Consider the following 24,910-nt stretch of genomic DNA (forward strand, 5'->3'; position numbering starts at 1 on the left):
AAAACTGTCCGGAAAATGGGGACCACCTCAATTATCGCGGTCCCGATGGCAACTTTTCGGCCCAGAATGACAGCTTTATCATCATGGCACGCGTTTTCTGCAAAAAGTAATAATCGCAGAATAAGGATTCTGTAAAATGCGGTATGTATGGAAATTGTGGGCAAAATTTTCGCCGGAATAGGCGATAAATCTAGGGCCTGCGCCGAAACGGCGCAAGCCTGAGGAAAGACCCGAACGATGATGACACGGACAGCCCCGGTGACCTTGCTGCTCTTCGCGGCGGTGCCGGCGATGTTTGCCTCGAACATGGCGATTGCGCGCTGGTTCGACGGCCGGATTCCCCCGATGACGCTGGCCAGCCTGCGCTGGCTGATTGCCGGGGCGATTCTGACCATTATCATCGGCCGGGCGCGGCCCTCGCTGCAGGTGCTGGCGCGCAACGCGGGGCTTCTGGCGGTGTTGACGGTGCTGGGCGGCGTGCTCTCCGTCGCGCCGCAATATGCCGCCGCGACCCGGACCGAGGCCGGGCATATCGCGCTGATCTTCGCGACCTCGCCCCTCATGGTCAGCTTCATCGAACGTCTGGTCTGGAACCGTGGGCTGAGTGCACCGGTGCTGGCGGGCTCGGTTCTGGCCTTCGCGGGGATCGCCGACGTGGTCAGCCGCGGCGCGCCCGAAACCTTGCTCGCGCTGCGCTTCAACCCGGGCGATCTGCTGGCGCTCGCGGCGGCGATGGCCTGGGCGGGCTATACCGCGCTGACCCGTCGCGCCGACAGCGGGCTGAGCCCGATGGTGCAGCTCTGGGTTCTGGCGCTTGGCAGTGGCGTCGCGCTCTTGCCCGCCGCCGGGGCCGAGGTCGTCGCGGGTCATCTGCCGGAGATCACCGTCGCGACGGTGCTGGGGGTCATCGCGCTCGCCACCGTCGCGGGTGTCGGCGCCTATTGCGCCTATGGCGCGCTGATAGGGCGCATCGGCGCGGCGCGGGCGGCAATGTCGATGTATCTGGTGCCGCTGTGGACACTCGCCTTCGGCGCGCTGTTCCTGAACGAGCCGGTCCAGCCCTATCACCTGAGTGCCATCGCGCTGGTGCTGGCCGGGCTCGGGGTGTCGAACCTGCACCTCTCCCGCCCGGTCGAGGCCCGGGCCTAGCCTGCGATGGCCATGTCGAGCGCCCCGGCCAGGCGCTCGACGATCAGCGCGACATGGGTTTCGTCGATGATATAGGGCGGCGCCATCAGCACATGATCGCCGCGCTTGCCGTCGATGGTGCCGCCGCCCGGATAGACCATCAGCCCGGCCGCGAGCGCGGCCTCCTTCAGCCGTGCGTAAACCTTGCGCGCCGGATCGAAGGGCGTCTTGCCGGCGCGGTCCTCGACCAGCTCGATCGCGCGAAACAGCCCCCGGCCGCGGATGTCGCCGACATGCGGATGATCGCCGAACCGCGCGCGCAGCGCCGTGTCGAGCGCCGCCCCCATCGCGCGGACATGGGCCAGAAGCCCGTCTTCCTCGATCACCTTCTGCACCGCCAGCGCGCCCGCGCAGGCCGTGGCATGGCCGACATAGGTGAACCCGTGCTGGAACGTACCCGATCCGGTGGTGATCGCCTCGAAGATCCGGTCCGACATCAGACAGGCGCCGATCGGCTGATAGCCGGCACCGAGGCCCTTGGCGCAGCTCAGCAGATCGGGGGCGACGCCCTCGTCCTCGCAGGCGAACAGCCGCCCGGTGCGCCCCATGCCGCACATCACCTCGTCGAGGATCAGCAAGATGCCGTAGCGGTCGCAGATCTCGCGGATGCGGCGGAAATAGCCCGGCGCGGCGGTGATCGCCCCGGCCGTCGCCCCGCCCACCGTCTCGGCGATGAAGCCGATCACCGTCTCGGGGCCGAGGCGCAGGATCTCGGCCTCCAGCTCGTCGGCGGCGCGGATTCCATAGGCCTCGGGCGTCTCGCCGGGTTCGGCGTAACGGTAGGCGAAGCACGGTGCGATGTGGCTGACCGGCAAGAGGATCGGCTCGTAGACCGCGCGCCGGCCGGGGTTGAAGCCGACCGAAAGCGTGGCGATGGTGTTGCCGTGATAGCTTTGCCGGCGCGCGATGAAATGGCGCCGGGCGGTCTCGCCCTTCTCCCAGAAATATTGCCGGGCGAGTTTCAGCGCGGTCTCGTTTGCCTCGGACCCGCCCGAGACGTAGTAGACATGGCCAAGGTCGCCGGGCGCGCGGGTGGTCAGGAATTCGGCCAGCTCCTCGGCCGGCTCCGAGGTGAAGAAGCTGGAATGCGCATAGGGGATGCGGTCGAGCTGCGCCTTGATCGCGGCGATCACCCGCCTTTCGCTGTGTCCGAGGCAGGACACAGCCGCCCCGCCCGAGGCATCGAGATACCGTTTCCCCGTGCTGTCGATGACATAGGGCCCATCGCCCGCCACCGCCACAGGCAGCGGATGCGACGGGTCGCGGTGCAGGATATGGGTGCGGTTGTCCATCTCAGATCACCTCGACGCTGAAACCGAATGTGGCGGTGTCGCCGGCCGCGAGGGTCAGGCTATAGGGGCGCGCGGCGATCTCCGGCCCGGCGCCGGCGCGGGCCGCCATGCCGTGCCAGGGCTCGATGCAGATGAACGGCGCGCCGGGCTTTTGCCACAGCGCAAGGTTCGGCAGGTTCTCGAAGCGGAAGTGCAGGCGCGGGCCGGTGTCGGCCGCGTAGACCAGCCCCTCGCCCGCGCCCTCGGGGAAGATCATCGCGTCTTCGGTGAATTGCGCGGGCGTGAGGGGCAGCGCGCCTTTGACGAAGGGCGAGGGCAGCTTCGTCTCGCCGATCAGCCCGCCTTCGAGGCGCACAAGGGCCGGCTCGCCGCGGTTGTCGAGGGTGATACGATGCGCCCCCTCGGCGCCGGGCAGCGGCCACAGGAACGCCGGGTGGAAGCCGAGCCCGAACGGCATCGGCGTATCGTCGCGGTTCTCGACCGTGGCGGTGACACTCAGCCGGTTCGCCGCGATCCGGTGGGTCAGGCTCAGGCGGAAGGCGAAGGGATAGACCGCCCGCGTCGCGTCGCTGTCGCTCAGCACGAAGGTGCAGGCGGTCTCGCTCGCCTCGACGAGATCGAAGGTCGAGCGGCGGGCGAAGCCGTGCTGCTTCATCTCGGCCGCGCGGCCGTTCACCGCGATCACGTCACCCTCGGCACGCCCGACGATCGGGAACAGGACCGGCGAACGCCCGGCCCAGAACGCCGCATCGCCGTTCCACAACAAGGGCTTGCCCTGCCATTCCAGGCTCTGCATCTCGGCCCCGAGCGGGCTGATCGTGGCGCGCAGCGTGTCGCTGCCGATGGCGAGGGTCATCTTGTGCTTTCCGGTCCGGTGACGGCCCGAGCAGGCGGGCTTTTTCTTGGCTTACACCCGGCCAACACAGGCGAAAAGTCCGCGATCCCGCGCCGGCCGGGCAAACGGGCGGTTTTGGCGACGACTGCCGGTTTTCCGGGCGATGTCCTGACAAGGACAAGTATTACTTGCCCTGAATCCAGCTTTTCTTGCTTTCGGCGCGCGGCATCCGCGACCACCTTCAGGGCAACGTTTCGCATCCGCGGGGTCCCCCGCACACCAATGCCCGCGGCCCCGGCCGCACAGGAGGCCACATGATCCGACTTGGCGCCGACATCGGCGGAACCTTCACCGACATCGTTCTCGAGGTCGGCGAACAGATCTTCTCGACCAAGGTTCTGACCAATTACACCCAGCCCGAACAGGCGATCATCGACGGGATGGCGATCGTGACCGAACAGGCCGGGATCGGGCTGGCCGAGATCGACCAGATCATCCACGGCACCACGCTCGCCACCAACGCGCTGATCGAGCGGCGCGGTGCGAAGACCGCCCTCGTCACCACCGAGGGCTTCCGCGACGTGATCGAGATGCGCACCGAAAGCCGCTTCGATCAGTACGACCTGAACATCCGCCTGCCGAAACCGCTGATCCCTCGCGAGCATCGCTATCCGGTCGCCGGCCGCATCGGCGCGCAGGGGCAGGAGCTGGCTCCGCTCGACGAGGACGCGCTGCGCGCGCTGATCCCGGTGCTGAAGGCCGAGGGTTTCGGCGCCATCGCCATCGGGTTCATCCATTCCTACGTCAACCCCGCGCACGAGCGCCGCGCCCGCGAGATCCTGTCCGAACTCGGCCTGCCGGTGTCGATCTCGTCCGAGGTCTCGCCGCAGATGCGCGAATACGAGCGCTTCAACACCGTCTGCGCGAACGCCTATGTCCGGCCGCAGATGGCCGATTACCTGACCCGGTTCCGCACCCGGCTGACCGAGATGGGCGCCACCTGTCCGATCTTCATGATCCATTCGGGCGGCGGTCTGGTGTCGCTGGAAACCGCGGCGGAATTCCCGGTGCGTCTGGTCGAATCCGGCCCCGCCGGCGGGGCGATCTTCGCCGCCGGCATCGCGCAGCGCTTCGGCCTCGACAAGGTGGTCAGCTATGACATGGGCGGCACCACCGCCAAGATCTGCCTGATCGAGGATTTCGTTCCCCGCACCGCCCGCACCTTCGAGGTCGCCCGCAGCACCCGTTTCGCCAAGGGTTCGGGGATGCCGATCTCGATCCCGGTGATCGAGATGATCGAGATTGGCGCGGGTGGCGGGTCGCTCGCCTGGGTCGACAGCATGGGCCGGATCCAGACCGGGCCGGAATCCGCGGCCTCGGAGCCGGGTCCGGCGTGCTATGGCCGCGGCGGTCTGCGCCCGGCGATCACCGATGCCGATGTGATCCTCGGCAAGATCGACCCCGAGAATTTCGCCGGCGGCGCGATCCGCCTCGATGCCGGGGCGTCGTCCGATGCCATCGGCCGCGAAGTGGGCTCGAAACTCGGGATGGAGGCGCTCGAAGCCGCTTTCGGCATCGCCGAGGTGGTCGATGAGAACATGGCCAACGCCGCCCGCGTCCACGCCGTCGAGAACGGCAAGGACATCGGCGAGAACATGATGATCGCCTTCGGCGGCGCCGCGCCCCTGCACGCCGCGCGGCTGTGCGAGAAGCTCGGCATCGACCGGTGTCTGATCCCGGTCGGCGCGGGTGTGGGTTCGGCCATCGGCTTCCTGCGCGCGCCCTTCGGCTATGAGGCGCTCGGTTCTCACGTCATCCGGCTGTCGGAATTCGATGCTGCGGTGATGAACGGGCTGGTGGCGGACCTCAAGGAAACCGCCGAGAAATTCGTTCGCGAAGGCGCGGGCGCGGGCCGGCACGATTGCGAGATCACCGCCTTCATGCGCTATGCCGGGCAAGGCTGGGAAATCCCCGTGCCGCTGGCCGAGCATACCTTCACCGCCGCCGATCGCGACCGTCTGAAGGCCGATTTCCAGGCCGCCTACGCGCGCTTCTTCGGGCGCAGCATCGACGCGCTCGGCGGGCTCGAAATCGAGATCGTCACGCTCTCGGTGAAGGTCGAGAGCCGCCAGCCCGCCCCGGCGCCGCATGATCTGAGCACCGGCACCCCCGCGCCCGTGCCTGCCGGTCAGGGCGAACGTGCGGTCTTCGACCCCGATACCGGCGAGATGATGCCCTCGGCCATCGTCGCGCGCTCTGCGCTCGTGCCCGGTCAGCGCATCGCCGGCCCCGCCGTGATCGTCGAGCGCGAGACCTCGACCGTCGTGACCTCGCCCTTTGACGCCGTGTTGCAGTCCGACGGCTCCATCCTGCTGATCCGCAAGGAGTGATCCCATGAACGTTTCCGACATTCGCATGCAGGTGATGTGGAACCGCCTGATCTCGGTCGTCGAGGAGCAGGCGCTGACGCTGATCCGCACGGCGTTCTCGACCTCGGTGCGCGAGGCGGGCGACCTTTCGGCGGGCGTGTTCGGCCCCGACGGGCAGATGCTCGCCCAGGCCGTCACCGGCACGCCCGGCCACGTCAACACCATGGCCGAGGCGGTGCTGAACTTCCTCGCCGAGATCCCGCGCGAGGAGATGTTCGAGGGCGACACCTATGTCACCAACGATCCCTGGCTCGGCACCGGGCATCTGCATGACATCACGATGGTTTCGCCCTCGTTCCTCGATGGACGGCTGGTCGGCTTCTTCGCCTGCACGGCGCATGTGGTCGATGTGGGCGGGCGCGGCTTCGGGGCGGATGCGAAATCCGTCTACGAGGAAGGCATCCAGATCCCGATCATGAAATTCGCCGAGAGGGGCGTGGTCAACACCTCGCTGCTGCGTCTTTTGAAGGCCAACGTGCGCGAACCCGATCAGGTGATCGGCGATTTCTACTCGCTGTCGGCGTGCAACGAGGTCGGCCATCGCCGGCTGGTGACGATGATGCGCGAGATCGGGCTGAGCGACCTCGACGCGCTGGCCGAATTCATTTTCAGCCGCACCCGTGCCGCGACGCTCGAACGGATCCGGGCGCTGCCGCAGGGCGCATGGTCGAACGTGATGGACACCGACGGCTATGACGAACCGATCCGTCTGGCCGCGAAGGTCGAGATCCGGGGCGAGACGATCAACGTCGATTTCACCGGCTCGTCCGCGCCCTCGCGGTGGGGCATCAACGTGCCGCTGATCTACACCAAGGCCTATGCCTCCTACGCGCTGAAATGCGTGATCGCGCCCGATGTGCCGAACAATTCGGCGAGCCTCGCGCTGTTCACCATCTCGAGCCCCGAGAACATCTGCAACGCGCAGCGCCCGGCCCCGGTCAGCCTGCGCCACGTGATCGGCCACATGATCCCGGACGTGGTTCTGGGCGCGCTGTCGCAGGCGCTGCCCGGCCAGATCCAGGCCGAGGGCGCGGGTTCGCTGTGGAACGTGCATCTTTCGGTCAAGCCGGTGTCGAAACAGGCCGGCCGGCGCGCCGAGGTGCTGATGTTCAACTCGGGCGGCACCGGCGCGCGGCCGGCGCTCGACGGGCTGTCGGCGACGGCCTTCCCTTCGGGCGTGATGACCATGCCGATCGAGGCGACCGAGCAAACCGGCCCCATCGTGATCTGGCGCAAGGAGCTGCGCCCGGATTCGGGCGGCGCCGGGCGCTATCGCGGCGGCCTCGGTCAGGTGATCGAGATCGGCGCGATGCCGGGGCACGAGCTCGACTTCTCGGCGATGTTCGACCGGGTGAACCACCCGGCCCAGGGCCGCGAGGGCGGCGAGGCCGGCGCGCCGGGCGAGGTCGTTCTCGACGACGGCACGAAGATGCGCCCGAAGGGCTGGCAGCATGTGCCGGCGGGGCGGCATCTGATCCTGAAGGCGCCGGGCGGCGGCGGCTTCGGCCCGGCCTCCGAACGCGATCCCGAGGCGCTGGCGGCCGATCTGCGCGGCGGCTATGTGAGCGCGGGCGGCAAGTCCTGACGCGGATGCCCCGAGACCGGGGGCTTTGCGGCAAAGAAACTGACGAGAAACAAGGGGACAAGACCATGGCGAAATACAAGCGCATCCTGATCACCGGCGCCGCGGGGCGGCTTGGCTCGCGGCTGCGCGGCGGGCTCGCCCATCTGGCCGACACGATCCGGCTGACCGACGTGAACCCGATTGCCGATCTCGGGCCGAATGAGGAATTCGTGCAGGCGGACCTCGACGACCTCGATGCGGTGGTCGCGGCCTGCGAGGGCTGCGATGCCATCGTGCATTTCGGCGCCCGCGCCGACGAGGACAAGTGGCAGGTGATCCTGCATTCGAACATCATCGGCGGCTACAACGTCTACGAGGGCGCGCGGCGCGGCGGGGCGAAGCGGGTGGTTTATGCCTCCTCGGTCCATGCCATCGGCTTTCACAAGATCGTCGACCAGATCGACGCCCATGCGCCGCATCGCCCCGACAGCCTTTACGGCGTGGCGAAATGCTTCATGGAAGACCTGAGCCGGATGTATTTCGACAAGTTCGGGCTGGAATCGGTGTGCTGCCGGATCTTCTCGTCCTTCCCGGAGCCCGCGGACCGGCGCCATCTGTGGTCCTATCTGTCGTTCGACGACTGCGTGCGCATGGTCGAGGCGAGCCTGCGCGCCCCGGTGGTCGAGCACACGATCCTGTTCGCCACCTCGGACAATCGCGAGAAGGGCTTCGACAACCGGCTGGCGGGCCATATCGGGTTTCACCCGCAGGACAACACCGAGCCGTTCCGGGCCGCGATGGAGGCCGCGACCCCGGAGATCGACCCGAAGTTGCCGCGGTTCCGCTTCCTGGGCGGTTACATGACCGAGCTGCCGCATCCCGACGACGCGAAGGCCTGAGGGGGCGGTTTCGGCCCTGGTGGGGTGAGGGGCTCTGCCCCTCGCCCGTTCCGGGCTCACCCCGGGATATTTGCGGAAAGCCGAAAGAGCCGGGCGGGGATGGCCGGGCGGGATCGGGGCGGTTATGCTCGGGTGCGAGAACCCCTGCCCTGTTTCGAGCCCATGCCTGACCCTGCCCGCCCTTCGACCGAGACCGTGCCGCGGCTGCCGCCGCTGAATGCGCTGCGCGCCTTTGACGCCGTGGCTCGGCACCGGAGTTTTCGCGGCGCCTCGGAGGAGCTTCGGGTCTCGCCTCAGGCGGTGAGCCAGCAGATCCGCCATCTGGAGGAAGCGCTCGGTGTGATGCTGTTCATCCGCCGTGCCCGGGCCGTCGATCCGACCGAAGCGGCGCTGGTTCTGGCGCGCCATGTGCGGGCAGGTCTTGGCGAATTTGCCGAAGGGGTGCGGCAGGTCTCGCGCAGCCCGGTGCGCGCGCGCATCAACATCAATGTAAGCCCCTATTTCGCCTCGCATTTCCTGCTGGCCCGGATCGGGGCATTTCGCGCGACGCTTCCCGGCATCGACCTGCGCCTGACCACGATGGTCGAGATGCCGGAGTTCGACCGCGACGACATCGATGCCTCGGTGCAATGGGGTTATGGCGAGTGGCGCGGCGTCGAGGCGGTGCGGCTTGTCTCCGATCCCAAGGTGATCTGCGCGACGCCCGCGATTGCGGCCCGGATCGGTTCGGCCGCCGATCTGGCGCATGAGGTGCTGCTGGAGCCGGTCAGGGATGGCTCGTTCTGGGCGCCGGTGTTGGCGTTTCTGGGGGTGGACACCCCGCTCGGCGCGGCGCGGATGGTGTTTCACGAGGCGGCGACGACACGGCAGGCGACGCTCGAGGGCCTTGGCGTCGGGCTGTTGTCCGAAGCCCATGCGCGCGAGGACATCGCCGCCGGCAAGCTGGTTGCCCCGCTTGGCGATGCGCTTGCCGATCTGCCCGAGGCGCAGGTTCCGGGCTTCTATCTGGTTTTGCCGCGCCGGCGCCACCCGCCGGCGCCGGTTCTGGCGTTCCGGAACTGGATTCTGGCGCAGGACTGGTCATCTCCGGCGCGGGTGTGACGGCGATTCGCGCGCACTTTTTCAAATTCATCGAAGAAATCACCGAAAAGCGGATTTCTGTATATATCTTGTTGCGGCGGATGGCCTCCGGGCCGGACGATTTGCGAAGAACGACCACTCCGGCCGGATAATGTTGCGCGATATCCCGCCGCAGAGGCGGTCGGGGCGCTATGGCATCGCTGCGAGGTCGCTGATGAAAATCGTCATTCTTGGGTCGGGCGTGATCGGTGTCACCTCGGCGTGGTATCTGAATCAGGCGGGCCATGAGGTTACCGTCATCGACCGCGAGGCGGGCCCGGCGCTCGAGACCTCGTTCGGCAACGCGGGCGAGATCAGCCCCGGATATTCCGCCCCCTGGGCGGCGCCGGGGATCCCGATGAAGGCGCTGAAATGGATGTTCATGCGCCACGCGCCTCTGGTCATCAATCTGCGCCCCGACGCCCACAAGGTCGGCTGGCTTGGCAAGATGCTGCTGAACTGCACCTCGGCGGCCTATGCGGTCAACAAGAGCCGGATGGTGCGCATCGCGGAATATTCGCGCGACTGTCTGCGCGATCTGCGCGCCGAGACCGGCATCCATTACGACGAGCGCACCCAGGGCACGCTGCAGGTGTTCCGCGATCCCCATCAGGTGGAATCGGCGGCGAAGGACATCGCGGTTCTCAAGGCCGATGGCGTGCCGTTCGAGGTTCTCGATGCCGATGGTTGCGTCGCCTATGAGCCCGGCCTGAAGAAGTTCAAGCCGCAGATCGCGGGCGGGCTGCGCCTGCCGGGCGACGAAACGGGCGATTGCTTCAAGTTCACCAACGCGCTCGGCGAGATGGCCAAGGCGAAGGGCGTAACCTTCCGCTGGAACACCGAGATCACCGGCCTCGAGACCGAGGGCGACCGCATCGTCGCGGCCCGCGCCGGCGCCGAGCGCATCACCGCGGATGCGTTCATCGTGGCTTTCGGCAGCTACTCGCCGTTCCTGGTGCGCCCGCTCGGGATCAACCTGCCGATCTACCCGCTCAAGGGCTATTCGCTCACCGTTCCGATCCGCGACGAGGCGCGCGCCCCCGTCTCGACCGTGATGGACGAGACTTACAAGGTCGCGATCACCCGTCTGGGCGACCGGATCCGCGTCGGCGGTCTGGCCGAGATCAACGGCTTCAACATGGCGCTCGACCCGCGCCGGCGCGCCACGCTCGACAAGTCGCTCACCGATCTGTTCGAGGGCGCCTGCGACCCGGCCGAGGCGCTGTTCTGGTGCGGTCTGCGTCCGATGACCCCCGATGGCACGCCGATCATCGGCCGGACCCGGTTCTCGAACCTTTACCTGAATACCGGACACGGCACGCTCGGCTGGACGATGTCGGCGGGGTCGGGGCGGCTGATCGCGGATATCGTCTCGGGTCGCAAGACCGGGATCGACGCGACCGACCTCGGCTACGACCGCTATCTGAGCGAGCGTCAGGCCGGGCACAGGCCGGCCCTTGCCGCCTGAGACCGGCGGTTCTGACCGATGAAGGCCGTCCCGTCGCCGGGGCGGCCTTTTCGATGTGGCGGACAGCTCAGTTCGAGGCCGGGGCCGCCATGCCCATCGGCTTTCCGGCGCCCATATGCGCCTTGCCGGGGGCGATCACGGCCATCTTCAATGCGACGTCGCCTGCCTTTTCGAAGGTCAGGGTGACGTCGACGGTCTCGCCCTCGGTCAGGGGTCTGGTCAGCCCCATGAACATGACGTGATAGCTGCCGGGCTTCAGCACCACGGTCTGGCCGGCCGGGATCGGCAGCCCGTCCGGCAGCTCGCGCATCTTCATCACATCGCCCTGCAGTGCCATTTCGTGGACCTGCACCTCGGTCGCGAAATCTGCCTTGCCGCCGATCAGGCGGTCGTCTGCGGATCCGGCGTTGGAGATGGTGACGAAGCCGCCGGCGACCGGGGCCCCGGGCAGGGTGGCGCGGGTGAACGCATCGCTGAGTGTCAGGCCGGCAACCTGGACAGCGGCGGGTTTCGGGCTCTCGGCGAAGGACAAGGAGGCCGGGACAAGCGCCAGCGCGGCGCCCAGAAGGAACGGACGGATCATGGAAATCTCCGGTATATCAATTCGTTGAAGGTGTGTGGGCGGGTCTCAGACCCGCGGGGGCGCCCGCCATCCCCGCCCCGGGTCGAGGACCGGCCGGATGGCCTGGCTTTCGCGCGGAGCGGGGACGGTCCGGACCCGGATGAACCTCGCCGCGCGCACTGCTCCCGGCGCGGGCAGCAGCCGGACCGCGCCATCGACATGGCAGCCGGCGTCGGGCGTGAGGCCGTGAATATCGCCGCGCTTGCCCGCGCAGACATCGGCGACGTCGAACCCGGCCAGAGCAGCCGCGGCGATCCTCTCGGCCTCGGCCGAGGGGGCACGATGGGCGAATCCGCACGCCGCCGTCGAAACGGTCAGCATCGTCAGCACGATAAGGCCGGCGAGGCCGTGGCGCAGCAAGCGGATCATCGGCGGAGCTTGCACGGAACGACGCGCACGCGCAAGCACACTGCCGGCTTTCGCCCGGCCGTGCATCGGCGTAGCCTGCGCGCCGAACAGGAGACCCCGATGACCGATCTGAACCTTGCCGCCGCCGAAGCCCTTCTCGACACTCTTCCCGCGCGTCTCGGCGGTCCGGGGGGGCTTGCGGGTGTGGTTCACGAAGGCCGCATCGTGATGGCGCGTGCCTGGGGCTATGCCGATCTCGAGGCCGGGCGGCCGATGACGCGGCAAAGCCGGCTGCCGGTCTGCTCGATCTCGAAGCAGTTCACCTGCGGCGCGGTGCTGGCGGCGCTCGGTTCGCCAGAGGCGCTGGACGATCGGGTCGCGGATTGGCTTCCGGCTTTTGAGGAGCCGCGGCCGAGCGCGCGCAACCTGTGCAACAACCAGTCGGGCCTGCGCGATTACTGGGCGCTGACGGTCCTTGACGGCGCGCGGGCCGAGCAGGAATTCCCCCGCGGTGCCGCACGTCCGCTGATCGCGCGGATGAAGACCGGGCATTTCGCGCCGGGCACCTCCTATTCCTATTGCAACGCCAATTTTCGCATCCTCGGCGACATGCTGTCCGAGGCGACGGGCCGCGACCTCGCAGAGCTTTACCGCACTCTGATCTGGGATCCGGCGGGGATGGACAGCGCGGCGCTGACGCCCGACACGCGCCATCCGGTCGATGGAGTCACCGGCTATGAGGGCGCGCCCGATCACGGCTTCCTGCCGGCGCATAACGGCGTCTGGTGGCAGGGAGATGCGGGGATTTCGGCCTCGCTCGATGACATGCTGGCGTGGGAATGCTGGATTGATGCCACGCGCGAGGATGCGGGCTCGGTTTATCGCCGCTTGTCAGAGCCGCAAACCTTCGCCGACGGCGCGGCGGCGGGCTATGGCTTCGGCCTCGCGCGCGAGACCGTCGGGCGGGCTGTTTTCACCGGGCATGGCGGTGCGTTGCGCGGCTTCCGGCTCTATCGGATGAACGCGCGGGCGGAGCGGCTTTCGGTCGTGGTGATGCTCAACCACGAGGGCGATGCGCATGGCGCGGCAGTGGCGCTGGCGCGTGCGGCGCTTGGCGTGGCGGAACCCGCGGCGCCTTTGTTGCCCGAGGGCTGGGACGGGATCTGGCTCGACCGCGAACGCGGCATGGTGGCGCAGATCGTCTCCGGCCGGCGGAGCGCGACTTTGCATTATGCCACCCGCCCGCTGTCGATGCAGTTCGACGGCGAGGGGCTGAGCGCGCCGGGCACCACGATCCGCCGCGATGGCACGGCGCTGAGCATGGCGCTGCCGGGCGAGAATACCGTTCGTCGTCTGATCCCGCTGTCCCCCCTGCCCCATGCCTCGGGCGACGAGATTTCGGGCCTTTACGAAAGCCCGGAACCCGGCAGCCGGATGCGGATCGAGGCGCGCGACGGCGCGGTCTTCGCCACCTTCGAGGGCACGCTCGGTCAGGGCCGGCCGGAGCCGATGACCCCGGTCGCGCGCGACATCTGGCGGCTGACGGTGCGCCGCTCGATGGATGCTCCGGCACCGGGCGAATGGACCTTCACGGTCAGCCGTGACGCGGCGGGCCGCGTCGCGGGCGGCACGCTCAGCGTCTGGCTCGCCCGCGGGATCCGCTGGCGCCGGCTGTAACCTCAGGCGAGCGCGGGCCGCAGCCGGCGGATCGACAGCGGTTCGGGATCGACCGCCGGGCGGCGCCCCATCACCAGATCGGCCGCCATCTCGCCAAGTGCCGGGCCGACGCCGAAGCCGTGGCCCGAGCAGCCCGAGGCGATGAAGAAGCCGGGCACCGTGGCGATCGGGCTGACCACCGCGACGGAATCGGGCGTCACATCCATCACGCCCGCCCAGGCCGTCACCAGCTTCGCCGAGGCGAAGGGGGTGAACGCCTCGGCCAGTTGCGCCATCGCCTTGCGGATATTGGGCAGATGCGGCGCCGGGTCGAGGGTGCGGCAGGTCTCGAACGCGGTCACCCGGTCGCCCGCCCAGTGCCGCGGGCGGCGCAGATCCTCGAAGAAGCTCATGCCGAAGCGCAGGCTCAGATCGCGCCACGAGCCGAGCAGAGAGGGCAGATATTCGCGCATCAGCACGAAGTTGTCGGGCAGGATCGGGGTCAGGTTCGCGCTGCGCAGCGCGATGGTGTAATCGCCGTCGAGGCGGCGCCGGAACGCGATCTTGCGTGCGCCGAAGGCGGTTTCTCCCAGGCCTTCGACGCCGGTGACGCGGGCCGCGGTGCCCAGAACCTGAAGCTGCGGGAAGTCGATGCCGAGGTTGCCGGCAAACAGCCGCGACCAGGCCCCGCCCGCCAGCACCACCTGCGAACAGCCGATCCGCCCGCGCTCTGTCACCACGCCCGAGACGCGGCCGGCCGAGGTTTCGACCGTGCGCACGGCGCAATTGGTCAGCACCCTGGCGCCGGCGCGCCGCGCGGCTTCGGCCATCGCGGGGGTGGCGAGCCAGGGCTCCGCCCGACCGTCGCTGTCGCACAGGATCGCGCCGGCCAAGGGTTTCGCCGGGTTCATGCCGGGGAAGGCGGCGGCGGCCTCGCGCGCGCTCAGCTGCCTTGTGTCGAAGCCATGCGCGCGGGCGGTCTCGCGCCATTTGATCCACGGCGCGCCCTCGGCTTCGGAATGGAAGGCATAGGCGATGCCGGTCTCGCGATAGCCGGTCTCGGCACCGATGCGGGCGTTCATGCCCCGCCACATCTCGCGCGAGGCGATGGCGAGCGGCAGTTCCGCCATGTCGCGGCCGATCTGGCGCACCCAGCCCCAGTTGCGGCCCGACTGCTCGCCGCCGATCACGCCCTTTTCGCACAGCGCGACAGGGATGCCGCGCTCGGCCAAGGTCAGCGCGGTCATCGTGCCGACGATGCCGCCGCCGATCACCACGACCTCCACTTGCTCGGGGAGTTCGGCATCGCCGGTGACGGGGGTGACGGGGATCGAGATCGACATGGGTCAGGCCTTCGGTGGGCAGAAAAGACCGGGCTGGTCTGCGCGGTGCAACGCGCCTTGTCACGCGATTTCGGCGCCCGGACGGCGGTTGCGGCGATCTGTCCGGGAATGGTGCCGTGAAAAGCGGCAGCACGCGAAAAAGAGAAGGCCCCGATCCGCGGGGACCGGGGCCTTCGGTGTGGTCTCAGGGACAGGCTCAGCCGATCCGGGTGACGAACTTGGTGTCGAGATAGGCCTCGACCGCCTCGGATCCGCCTTCGGTGCCGTAGCCCGAGTCCTTCATGCCGCCGAACGGCACTTCGGGCAGCGCGAGGCCGAGGTGGTTGATCGTCAGCATCCCGGCCTCGACCCGTGCGGCGAGCGCATCCGCCGTCGCCGAGTTGCGCGTCCAGGCATAGGCCGCGAGGCCGAAGGGCAGACGGTTCGCCTCGGTGATCGCTTCCTCGACCGAGGCGACGCGGTTCACGATGGCGACCGGGCCGAAGGGTTCTTCGTTCATGATCCGGGCGTCGAGCGGCACATCGGCCAGAACGGTCGGTTCGTAGAACCAGCCCTTGTTGCCGAGGCGCTTACCGCCGGTCATCAGGCGCGCACCGCGCTCGATGGCGTCAGAGACCAGCGCCTCGATCGCCGGGATGCGGCGCGGGTTGGCGAGCGGGCCCATGGCGACGCCCTCTTCAAGCCCGTTGCCGACCTTGACCTGCTTCGTCGCGGCGGTGAAACCGTCGAGGAAGGCGTCGAACGCCGGCTCCTCGATCAGGAAGCGGGTCGGCGAGACGCAGACCTGACCGGCGTTGCGGAACTTGTGCATCGCCATGACCGAGGCCGCCTGCGCCACATCGGCATCCTTCGCGACGATCACCGGGGCATGGCCGCCAAGCTCCATCGTCACGCGCTTCATGTGCTGACCGGCGAGCGCCGCCAGCATCTTGCCCACGGGCGTCGAGCCGGTGAACGAGATCTTGCGGATCACCGGATGCGGGATCAGGTATTCGGAAATCTCCGCCGGCACACCATAGACCAGGTTGATCACGCCGGCCGGGGCGCCGGCATCGACGAAGGCCTGAATCATCGCCGCGGGCGAGGCCGGGGTTTCCTCGGGCGCCTTGACGATGATCGAGCAGCCGGCGGCCAGCGCCGCGCACAGCTTGCGCACCACCTGATTGATCGGGAAGTTCCACGGCGTGAAGGCCGCAACCGGGCCGACCGGCAGTTTCAGCGTCATCTGCACGACGCCCGGCTGACGCGAGGGGATCACCTGACCGTACTGGCGGCGGGCTTCCTCGGCGAACCAGTCGATGGTGTCGGCGGCGCCGAGCGTCTCCATCCGCGATTGCGCCAGCGGCTTGCCGTTCTCGCGCGTCATGATCCAGGCGATCTCGTCGACGCGTTCGCGCAGCAGCTCGGCCGCGCGGCGCATCAGCTTCGAGCGCTCGAACGCGCCGGTGTCGCGCCAGATCGCGAAGCCCTTCTCGACGGCGGCAAGCGCGCGGTCGAGGTCGTCGCGCCCGGCATGGGCGACACGGCCGATCACCTCTTCGGTCGCCGGGTCGATCACGTCGATCCAGCCCTGCGATCCCCCGACCCACTGGCCGTCGATCAGCAGGCGCACATCGGGATAGGTAAAGTCAGTCGTGCTCATGGCGTTCGTTCCGTATGGTTCAATCTTCTGGATGTATCGGCCGGGGCGGTGCGTCCGGGGACGGCATGACGGCCGGGTCGGGCTCATAGGTGGCGGCGAAGTGCGACAAAGGCAAGGGTTTGCGCGCCGGGGCGGGCAGTTTCGGGCCGGCCGGCAGGCGAAGCGCCCAAATCCTGGCCATCGCGATCAACCAGCCGCGCAACGTGCCGAGCGACGGGATCGCCCGGGCGACCGTATCGGACCGGGGGCATCCGCGATTTCTGCCGAATGCCTTTCGCTGCGATGAAGCGGCTGCCCGGCCACGAAGATCTGGCGCGAAGATCCGGATTGCGCCGACCGTATCGGACCGGGGCGTCCCGGGCCCTCCCCCGGGCGGGGTCAGCGCAGGGGGGGCGTCTCCTCGCCCTCGACGATCTCAAGCACCACGCGGAAGGTCGCGGCGGTGTGCGCGCGCATCAGACGTTGTGCCTCGTTTGCGTCCTCGGCGTGGATCGCGGCGGCGAGAGCGCGGTGCTCGACCTGCGAAGTGGCGATGCGGTCGGCGCGGCGATTGAACTGGATATGGCGCCAGGGCATGGTGCGCAGCTCCAGTTCCTCGATCATCTCCGCCATCACCGGGTTATGGGCACCGTCGCGGATGATGCGGTGAAAGCGGCGGTTGACCTCCTCGAAATCGGCATCGGGGTCGTCGCCGGCCTGCACCGCGGCGGCGAGGGCCTGACGCTCCAGCTCGCTCATCCTGAGAGCGGCGAAGCGTGCGACCAGCCCTTCGATCTCTCCCATCGCCTCGAACAGCGCGTGCAGGGTCTGGGTCGGGATTTTCCGCACCAGAAGCGCGCGGCGCGGTCCGCGTTCGGCCAGCCCCGTCGAGACCAGCCGCTGCAGCGCCTCGCGCACCGGGGTGCGCGACATGCCGTATTCTTCCGCTATGGGTATCTCGTTCAGCAGGTCGCCCGGATGGTAACGCCCTTCGAGAATGCCCGAAAGAAGGGCGGAATAAACGTCGTCAGCGTATTTTTTGCCACTTCTCATTCTTCATGCCACTGTTGGATATCTTTTTCTTTATTTGTATACATAAACGAAGCGACACCATCGTGCCACCTCGAAGAGGAATCATCGGGCGTCGATCTGGTCCCGGCCGTCACGGGCGGATGCAGGTCAGCCTATCGCCGAAGCCGGGCGGGGCCAAGCGCCGCCCGTGTTCCGGACGTCGATCCCTGCGCGGTGTGGCCCGATGATCGCCCCGCCCGTTCGCGGGCGAGGAGGAATGAGACAAGACAACGGGCCCGAAGCGGGCCAGACCACAGGAAGGACGCCCCATGTTCAACTTCTTCTCGGCGCAGCGACCGTCGACCTATACCGGCAAGGCGATGATCGCGACCTCGCATCCGCTGGCGACGGCGGCGGGGCTCGAGGTGCTGCAGCAGGGCGGAAATGCCGTCGATGCGGCGATCGCTGCGGTGGCGGTGCAGGCGGTGGTCGATCCGCTGATGACCGGGGTCGGCGGCGATTGCTTCGCGCTTTACGCCCCGGCGGGGGGTGCGGTGCGGGCGCTGAACGGCTCGGGCCGGGCGCCGGCGGCGGCAAGCGTCGCGGCGCTGAAGGCGGCGGGTCTCGAAACAGCGATCCCGCTGCGTTCGCCTCATGCGATCACCGTTCCGGGCGCGGTTTCGGCCTGGGTGCGGCTGGTTGACGATCACGGCAGCCTGCCGTTGTCGCGCCTGTTCGAACGTGCCATCGGCTATGCCGAGGAGGGCTTCCGTGTGACGCCGCGCGTGGCGCAGGACTGGGCGCAAAGTGCCGCGACCGTCGCCGACGATCCGGCGGCCTCGGCGGTGTTCCTGCCCGGCGGCAAGGTGCCCTCGGTCGGCGACACGATCCGCAATCCGCGTCTCTGCGCCACCCTTCGTGCCATCGCCGAGGGCGGCGCGGCCGCCTTCTACGAAGGCCCGAACGCCGGGGCGATGGTCGATTATCTGCGCGGCATCGGCGGGCTGCATACGCTCGACGATTTCGCGGCGGGCCGTGACGGCGCCGAATGGGTGACGCCGATTCACGCCAGTTATCGCGGCCATGTCATCTATGAATGCCCGCCGAACGGTCAGGGCGTCGCGGCGCTGCTGATCCTGAAGATCCTCGAAGGCTTTGACATGGCCACGCTCTCCGAGGCCGACCGGATCCACCTCCATGCCGAGGCGGCCAAGATCGCCTATCACCACCGCGACGCGCTGATCGGTGATGCCGATCACTGCCGCGGCGTGGCCGAGACGCTGCTGTCCGAGCCGGCGATCTCGACCCTTCGCGCGCGCATCGACATGAGCCGCGCCGGCCGCCCGGCGCTCTGGGACGAGCCCGAGCACAAGGACACCATTTACCTCTGCGTCGTCGACGAGGCGGGCAACGCGATCTCCTTCATCAACTCGATCTTCCATGCCTTCGGTTCGGGCCGGATGGATGCCGAGACCGGGGTGCTGTTCCACAATCGCGGCGCTTCGTTCCGGCTGATCGAGGGGCACCCGAACGCCATCGGCCCGCGCAAGCGGCCGATGCACACCATCATCCCGGGCATGATGTTGACGGATGGCCGGGTCGAGATGCCCTTCGGCGTGATGGGCGGGCAGTATCAGGCGGCGGGCCATGCGGCGTTCCTGTCGGGCGTGATCGACCGCAGGATGAGCTTGCAAGAGGCGATGGACGCACCGCGCAGCTTCGGTTTCGGCGGCGTGCTGGAGGTCGAGCCCACCGTCTCGGCCGAGGCGCGGGCAGAGCTGGAACGGCGCGGACACAAGGTCGTTGTCGTCGCGGCTCCGATCGGGGGCAGTCAGGCGATCCGCATCCGCGAGGATGGGCTCCTCGAAGGTGGTTCCGACACGCGCAAGGACGGGATGGCGCTCGGGTTCTGATCTCGTTTCGACGGTCCATGCACGGCCCCGCCTTCGCAGGCGGGGCCGTTTTCGGTTCAGGGTCTGTGCCGGCCGGTCCGGAAACCGAATCAATGCCGCAGATGTTCAATACATTACTGTTCAATATGTATACATAATGAGCTGATACATCCGATCAGCGGGCAGAATTTGGGCGTTCCAGGGCTGAGCCCCGGATTTCTCCCGAGGCCACGGCCTTTGCATTGCCCCTGCCGGCTTGCAAGCGCAGCTTCGGATCAGAGCTTCACCGGCACCACGGAGGGATTTCGATGCTGGACCATGACCTTTCCCCGTTCACCCGACCGGCGCTGTCGCGGCTTGCCGCAAGTGCGGCGTTGTGCGCGGCACTCGCGGCGCCCGGCCTTGCCGCGGCCGGTCTGCCCGACGCCATCGCGTCCTCGAAGACGCTGACCTTCTGCAGCGCACTCAGCCAGCCGCCGCTGGAATTCGTCGACGAGAATCAGACGCCGGTCGGCGCCGATATCGAGCTTGGCGACGAGCTGGCGAAGCGGCTGGATCTGAAGACCAAATGGATCAACATCCCGTTCTCGGGGCTGATTCCGGCGCTGCAGGCAGGGCAGTGCGATGCGATCCTGTCGCAGCTGTTCATCAAGGCGCCGCGCCTTGAGGTGATCGACCAGGTTCCTTACGCCTGGTCTCAGGAGATCCTGGCCTTCAAGAAGGGCTCTCCCGTGGTCGACGATCCGGTCGAGATGTCGGGCAAGAAGGTTGCGAGCGTCACCGGCACCACCGCCACCGTGCTGCTTGAGCAGGCGAACGAAAAGCTGAAGGCCGAAGGCAAGGCGCCGATCACCATCGTCGAATTCCCGACGGGCACCGCCGCCTTCCAGCAGCTGATGATCGGCCAGGTCGATGCTTACGGCGCCTCTTTCGAGATCGGTCAGTATTACGATCAGCACAACCCGGGCGAGATCGTCACCGGATCGAAGCCGTTCTACAAGATCCTCACCGGCATCGGCGTGCGCAAGGACGAGAAGGGCCTGAGCAAGGCGCTGGAAGAGCAGTTCGCCCTGATGATGAAGGATGGCAGCTATGCCGCCATCTACAAGAAATGGGGCATCGAGAGCGACATGCTCGACGCGCCCATGCCGACCCAGCCCGCGAACTGAGACCGCCGAACGAAACCCGGCGAACCGAGGAAGGCTTCCGCCCGGCGCATGACGTGCCGGGCGGTCCGCCCCGCGACAGGCGCGGGCGCAAGATCACAGCGAGGATTCCGTGCATTTCGACTGGCCGTATTTCTGGCATCAGCTGCTGACCCCGGGGGACAAGTTCCTCACCGGCCTCGGGCTGACCGTTTCGATGGCGCTGTGCGCCGAGATCATCGGCCTTGTGCTGGGGCTGGTCATCGCGCAGATGCGGCTGTCGCGTCCGCGTCCGTTGCGTGCCTTCGCCAGCCTCTATATCTGGGCGATCCGGGGCACGCCGCTTCTGGTGCAGATCGTGTTCATCTACACCGGCCTCGCTGCGGCGGGGATCATGCGGTTTCGCGATTTCACCCTATTCGACATCACCGTCAGCGGCAGCGTTCAGGCTGGCATCATCGCGCTCGGTCTGCACGAGGCGGCCTATATGGCGGAGATCTTCCGCTCCGGCATCCAGGCAGTCGACCGCGGTCAGTTCGAGGCGGCGAAGGCCATCGGTATGCCGCCCTCGATGATGATGCGTTACGTCGTGCTGCCGCAGGCTTTGCGGGTGGTCTTGCTGCCGATCGGCAACCAGTTCAACATCTTGCTGAAGAACACCACCCTCGTCAGCGTGATCGGCGTGTCCGAGATGATGCTGGTGACCGAGACGATCAACTCCGCCACCTTCCGCACCTTCGAGCTGTATTCCGTCCTCGGGCTCTATTTCCTCATGCTGACCAGCCTGTGGACGCTGTTCATGAGATGGGCCGAGAAGCGGCTGGAGCTGAGCTCGCGCGGCACCGCGACGCGCTGAACCCGTGCAACATTCCCGAGGGGCAAGACGATGATCGACAAGCGCAATCTGCTGGTGGAAATGGACGCCATCGAGAAATGGTATGGTCCGACAAAGATCCTCGACAAGGTGGATTTCAAGGTCTCCAGGGGCGAGGTCGTGGTGCTGATCGGGCCTTCGGGCTCTGGCAAGACGACGCTTCTGCGCTGCATCAACCATCTGGAGACGGTGCAGGGCGGCCGCATTCTGGTGAACGGCAAGCCCATCGGCTACCGCATCACCAACGACAAGCTGGTCGAGGATTCCGAGCGCAACGTCGCGCTGCAACGGCGCGATGTCGGCATGGTGTTCCAGCGCTTCAACCTGTTCGCCAACATGACGGTGCTGCGCAATATCACCATCGCGCCGAAGCTGCTGCGCGGGCTGACCCAGGCCGAAGCCGAGGCCGAGGCGCGCACCCTGCTCGCCCGCGTCAACCTCGCCGACAAGGAGAATTCCTATCCGCACGAGCTGTCGGGCGGCCAGCAGCAGCGCATCGCCATCGCCCGCGCGCTCGCGATGAAGCCCGCGCTCTTGCTGTTCGACGAGCCGACTTCCGCCCTCGATCCCGAGATGGTGGGCGAGGTTCTGGCGGTGATGAAGGATCTGGCAACCTCGGGGATGACCATGGTCGTCGTCACCCACGAGATGGGCTTCGCCCGTCAGGTCGCGGACCGCGTGGTGGTGATGGCCTCGGGCCACATCATCGAAGAGGGCACGCCCGAGGAGGTCTTCGAAAACCCGCAGCATCCGAAAACTCAGGCGCTGCTGAATTCGGTCTTGCACTGAGGGCGCGGGGGGGTGCCCTCCTCCCCCACCGCGCACGGCGGAAGCCGATTGCAGCACCCGGATTTGCACGGCATTCTGGCGCCCTGCCGCCCGCGCTCCGGGCGTGGCATGAACGCGCGGGAGTGCGGAGGAAAACATGATCGTTCGCGGCCGGCCGAGTGCACTTGGCCTGTTCTTCGTGGTGCGCGGCTCGCTGATCCGCGAGGTCTGGCCGCAGGTGGTGGGGGTCGCGCTGCTTTCGGCGCTGGTGGTGCTGGCGCATCGCTCCGTTCCCGCGCTGGTGCCGGGGGTCAACACCGCGCCCTTCGCGCTTCTCGGCATCGCGATCTCGATCTTCCTCAGCTTTCGCAACAGCGCGAGCTATGACCGCTGGTGGGAGGGGCGCAAGCTCTGGGGGCAGATCATCCAGACCGCGCGCGACATCGCCCGGCAGAGTTCGATGATCGAGGGGCAGCCGGAACGGCGCGGGCTGCTTCTGGCCGTCGTGGCCTTCGCCCGCCGGGCCGAGCGTCAGCTGCGCGCCGCCCCCGGCCCCGAAAGCGCCGATCAGGCGCTGGCCGAGGCCGCCCGTCAGATCGGCGCGGCCGAACGCGCCGGCACGCTCACTCCGATGGAGGCGCTGGTGCTGCATCAAAGCCTGGTTCGGCTGTCGCAATCGCTCGTCGGTTGCGAGCGGCTGGCGAACACCCCCCTGCCCTTCGCCTATACGCTGCTTTTGCACCGCACGGCCTATCTGTTCTGCTTCGTGCTGCCTTTCGGCTTCGCCGACACCATCGGCTGGGGCACGCCGCTGATGACGGCGCTGGTGGCCTATACGTTCTTCGGCCTCGATGCGCTCGGCGCGGAGCTCGAGGATCCCTTCGCGCTGCTGCCGAACGGGCTGCCGCTGGCAGCCTATGCGACCACGGTCGAGATCGCGCTGCGCCAGGCGCTTGGCGAAACCGACCTGCCCGCCCCGGCGAAGCCGATGGGGTTCATTCTGACCTGATCTGCCCTCAGAGCGTGGCGGCGGGCTCCGGGGCCAGTCGCTGCGTGGCCGCCTCGTCGATCAGATAGACCCGCAGCATCGAGCTGCGACCGCGGATCGCGATCTCATGGTTGACGATGCCGCCGAAATCGAGGCCGGAGCGATCGGCGACCTCGGCCGAGACGACGATCGGCATGTTTTCCTGTTTCGCCACGGTTTCCAGACGGCTTGCGACATTCACGGTATCGCCGACGACGGTGACCGCCGTCGCCCCCGGAATCCCCATCCGGCCGACGATCACCGGCCCGGCATGGATGCCGGCGACGGCGGTCAGCGGGGCCTCGCCGTTCTGGGCGATGTCGCGGCTCAGCTCGTCGACGGCACGGCGGATCGCGATGGCGGCGCGGATTGCGCCGCTGCATCCGGCCTCAAGATTGTCGTCGGTCGCGAAGATCGCCATCGCGCCGTCACCGATGAACTTGTCGATCCGTCCGCCCTCGGCCTCGACAGCCGATCCCACCGCTTCGAAATAGCGGTTGAGCAGGAACACCACGTCATAGGGCAGGTGGCGCTCGGAATAGGTGGTGAAACCGCGGATGTCGCAAAACAGCACGACGCGCTGACGCTCGACCGGGGGGGTGTCCTCGGCCGTCGGCTGCAGGCCGCCGGTCGCGGGCACCAGAACCCGCTCGATCTGCAGGTTGCCGCGCGGGCGCAGCTGGCAGGCCAGCCGTATATCGCCATCGGCGCCGATGCGGCGCAGGGTGGCGGCCTCGATCTCGTTCGGAGGAGGCAGCATCGTGTCGGATTCGAGAACCCGGACCCGGCAGGTCGAACACCGCCCGCTGCCGCCGCACACCGAGTATTGCGCGATGCCGTTCATCCGGCTTGCCTCCAGAACCGAGGTTCCGGCCAGCGCATGGACCAGCGCGCCGGTGTCGTAGCGGATTTCGAAGCCGCGCGCGTGCTGAAGCACCGAACGCAGCTGACGCGCCATCAGCACCCCCACCAGCACCAGCACGTAGCCGTTGCGCAGGTAGGCCGAAAGCGTGCTGACCACCTGTTCGTGATGGGTCGAGCGCAGCACCATCGGCGTCGCGCTCGACACGGTGTTGAAAAGGAAACCATAGATAGCGAGGCCGCGTCCGACCACGACGAAACCGGCAAGTGCCAGCGTCGGCAGCACCCCGGCCACCACCAGCGCCGGCAGCATCCAGCCCCGCGTGCCGAAGCGGTGGCGCAGCGCCTTCGCCGCGCCGATGCAGCCATGCGTCCATACCACGATCACCGCCACCGCCTGTTGCAGCCCCAGCGGCGGCGCATCGACCCACATCGAGTGCAGCACGCCGCGATAGGTGGTTTCCCAGCCATAGGCCATCCGCCCGATTCCGGCCGACACGATGTGATCGGCCAGAAGATAGGGGATCAGAAGTCCGAAGATCAGCTGCACCATCTCCCAGGGCGGCATCGTCAGCGTGCGCCGGGCGTAAAGCGTGAACAGCGCGTGCCCGGCGTGAAAGATCAACGAGCCATAGAGAAGAACCTCGCCCGGCAGGGTCTGCCACGGACCGGTGAACAGCGGCCGCAGCGCCTCGGCCCGGTCGATCGAGACCAGCAGCATCGCATGGTTGAGCAGGTGCATCGTGACGAAGCACAGGATGACAGTGCCGGAAGCACTGCGAAGCCAGTCCATCGCACGGCGGCCGGACAGGGGGGCGGAAGGGGGGGGCATGGCGCTCACGGCTGTGACGAGGGAGGATCTCGACGGGGATCTCGACGGGGATCTCGGAGGCGGGTTAGCCCCGTTCGGGGGCGAACCGCAAGGGCATGGGACGGGTCTCGGCGAGG

General features: G+C 67.7%; 20 protein-coding genes. 12 read left to right on the plus strand and 8 right to left on the minus strand.

What is annotated here, in order from left to right:
• Positions 1-237 precede the first annotated feature (237 nt).
• Positions 238-1,149, plus strand: a complete 912-nt coding sequence (locus CG50_RS07990) for a DMT family transporter (RefSeq protein ID WP_036636927.1) — start codon at positions 238-240, stop codon at positions 1,147-1,149.
• On the opposite strand, the gene CG50_RS07995 is transcribed toward CG50_RS07990, so the two are convergent.
• Both CG50_RS07995 and CG50_RS08000 read right to left on the minus strand, forming a co-directional pair.
• Positions 1,146-2,480, minus strand: coding sequence for an aspartate aminotransferase family protein (locus CG50_RS07995; RefSeq protein ID WP_036636930.1), 1,335 nt, complete (start codon positions 2,478-2,480; stop codon positions 1,146-1,148). The two genes, CG50_RS07990 and CG50_RS07995, sit on opposite strands and share 4 nt — an antisense overlap.
• Position 2,481: 1 nt before the next feature.
• Positions 2,482-3,336 (minus strand): aldose 1-epimerase family protein, encoded by an 855-nt coding sequence (locus CG50_RS08000; protein WP_036636933.1) that lies wholly within the window; start codon positions 3,334-3,336, stop codon positions 2,482-2,484.
• A 293-nt stretch (positions 3,337-3,629) separates the two neighbouring features.
• Here CG50_RS08000 and CG50_RS08005 point away from each other — a divergent pair, with 293 nt between their 5' ends.
• From CG50_RS08005 to CG50_RS08025, 5 genes are all read left to right on the plus strand, one after another.
• Positions 3,630-5,705: a hydantoinase/oxoprolinase family protein gene (locus CG50_RS08005; protein ID WP_036636935.1), complete on the plus strand. Its 2,076-nt coding sequence runs from the start codon at positions 3,630-3,632 to the stop codon at positions 5,703-5,705.
• 4 nt (positions 5,706-5,709) lie between these two features.
• Entirely contained in the window at positions 5,710-7,329 is a 1,620-nt protein-coding gene (locus CG50_RS08010) for a hydantoinase B/oxoprolinase family protein (protein ID WP_036636937.1), read from the plus strand.
• 65 nt (positions 7,330-7,394) lie between these two features.
• Positions 7,395-8,207: an NAD-dependent epimerase/dehydratase family protein gene (locus CG50_RS08015; protein WP_036636939.1), complete on the plus strand. Its 813-nt coding sequence runs from the start codon at positions 7,395-7,397 to the stop codon at positions 8,205-8,207.
• Positions 8,208-8,369: 162 nt separating this feature from the next.
• Positions 8,370-9,308: a LysR substrate-binding domain-containing protein gene (locus CG50_RS08020; RefSeq protein WP_161785395.1), complete on the plus strand. Its 939-nt coding sequence runs from the start codon at positions 8,370-8,372 to the stop codon at positions 9,306-9,308.
• 193 nt (positions 9,309-9,501) lie between these two features.
• Entirely contained in the window at positions 9,502-10,794 is a 1,293-nt protein-coding gene (locus CG50_RS08025) for a D-amino acid dehydrogenase (RefSeq protein ID WP_036637178.1), read from the plus strand.
• Between the two features lie 67 nt (positions 10,795-10,861).
• Here CG50_RS08025 and CG50_RS08030 read toward each other — a convergent pair whose 3' ends face one another.
• Together CG50_RS08030 and CG50_RS08035 are read right to left on the minus strand one after the other, a co-directional pair.
• Entirely contained in the window at positions 10,862-11,377 is a 516-nt protein-coding gene (locus tag CG50_RS08030) for a copper chaperone PCu(A)C (protein ID WP_036636941.1), read from the minus strand.
• Positions 11,378-11,422: 45 nt separating this feature from the next.
• Positions 11,423-11,785, minus strand: coding sequence for a hypothetical protein (locus CG50_RS08035; protein ID WP_036636943.1), 363 nt, complete (start codon positions 11,783-11,785; stop codon positions 11,423-11,425).
• 99 nt (positions 11,786-11,884) lie between these two features.
• Here CG50_RS08035 and CG50_RS08040 point away from each other — a divergent pair, with 99 nt between their 5' ends.
• Entirely contained in the window at positions 11,885-13,441 is a 1,557-nt protein-coding gene (locus tag CG50_RS08040; protein WP_036636945.1) for a D-aminopeptidase, read from the plus strand.
• 2 nt (positions 13,442-13,443) lie between these two features.
• On the opposite strand, the gene CG50_RS08045 is transcribed toward CG50_RS08040, so the two are convergent.
• The 3 genes from CG50_RS08045 to CG50_RS08055 form a co-directional block, all read right to left on the minus strand.
• Positions 13,444-14,763 (minus strand): NAD(P)/FAD-dependent oxidoreductase, encoded by a 1,320-nt coding sequence (locus tag CG50_RS08045; protein ID WP_036636947.1) that lies wholly within the window; start codon positions 14,761-14,763, stop codon positions 13,444-13,446.
• Positions 14,764-14,959: 196 nt separating this feature from the next.
• Entirely contained in the window at positions 14,960-16,405 is a 1,446-nt protein-coding gene (locus CG50_RS08050; RefSeq protein ID WP_036636949.1) for an NAD-dependent succinate-semialdehyde dehydrogenase, read from the minus strand.
• Between the two features lie 378 nt (positions 16,406-16,783).
• Entirely contained in the window at positions 16,784-17,437 is a 654-nt protein-coding gene (locus CG50_RS08055) for a GntR family transcriptional regulator (RefSeq protein ID WP_036636951.1), read from the minus strand.
• 287 nt (positions 17,438-17,724) lie between these two features.
• Here CG50_RS08055 and CG50_RS08060 point away from each other — a divergent pair, with 287 nt between their 5' ends.
• The 5 genes from CG50_RS08060 (at position 17,725) to CG50_RS08080 (ending at position 23,083) form a co-directional block, all read left to right on the plus strand.
• Positions 17,725-19,308, plus strand: a complete 1,584-nt coding sequence (locus CG50_RS08060) for a gamma-glutamyltransferase family protein (RefSeq protein WP_036636953.1) — start codon at positions 17,725-17,727, stop codon at positions 19,306-19,308.
• A 287-nt stretch (positions 19,309-19,595) separates the two neighbouring features.
• Positions 19,596-20,456 (plus strand): ABC transporter substrate-binding protein, encoded by an 861-nt coding sequence (locus CG50_RS08065; protein WP_051909732.1) that lies wholly within the window; start codon positions 19,596-19,598, stop codon positions 20,454-20,456.
• A gap of 109 nt (positions 20,457-20,565) precedes the next feature.
• Entirely contained in the window at positions 20,566-21,288 is a 723-nt protein-coding gene (locus tag CG50_RS08070) for an amino acid ABC transporter permease (protein WP_036636955.1), read from the plus strand.
• A 30-nt stretch (positions 21,289-21,318) separates the two neighbouring features.
• Complete coding sequence (locus tag CG50_RS08075; protein WP_036636957.1) at positions 21,319-22,095, plus strand: amino acid ABC transporter ATP-binding protein; 777 nt, start codon at positions 21,319-21,321, stop codon at positions 22,093-22,095.
• A gap of 136 nt (positions 22,096-22,231) precedes the next feature.
• Positions 22,232-23,083: a bestrophin family protein gene (locus CG50_RS08080; protein ID WP_036636959.1), complete on the plus strand. Its 852-nt coding sequence runs from the start codon at positions 22,232-22,234 to the stop codon at positions 23,081-23,083.
• Between the two features lie 7 nt (positions 23,084-23,090).
• Here the strand turns inward: CG50_RS08080 and CG50_RS08085 are convergent, their stop codons facing one another.
• Entirely contained in the window at positions 23,091-24,755 is a 1,665-nt protein-coding gene (locus CG50_RS08085; RefSeq protein WP_051909734.1) for an adenylate/guanylate cyclase domain-containing protein, read from the minus strand.
• Positions 24,756-24,910: the final 155 nt, after the last annotated feature.

The sequence above is a fragment of the Paenirhodobacter enshiensis genome (genome assembly GCF_000740785.1).
Lineage (GTDB): Bacteria > Pseudomonadota > Alphaproteobacteria > Rhodobacterales > Rhodobacteraceae > Rhodobacter > Rhodobacter enshiensis.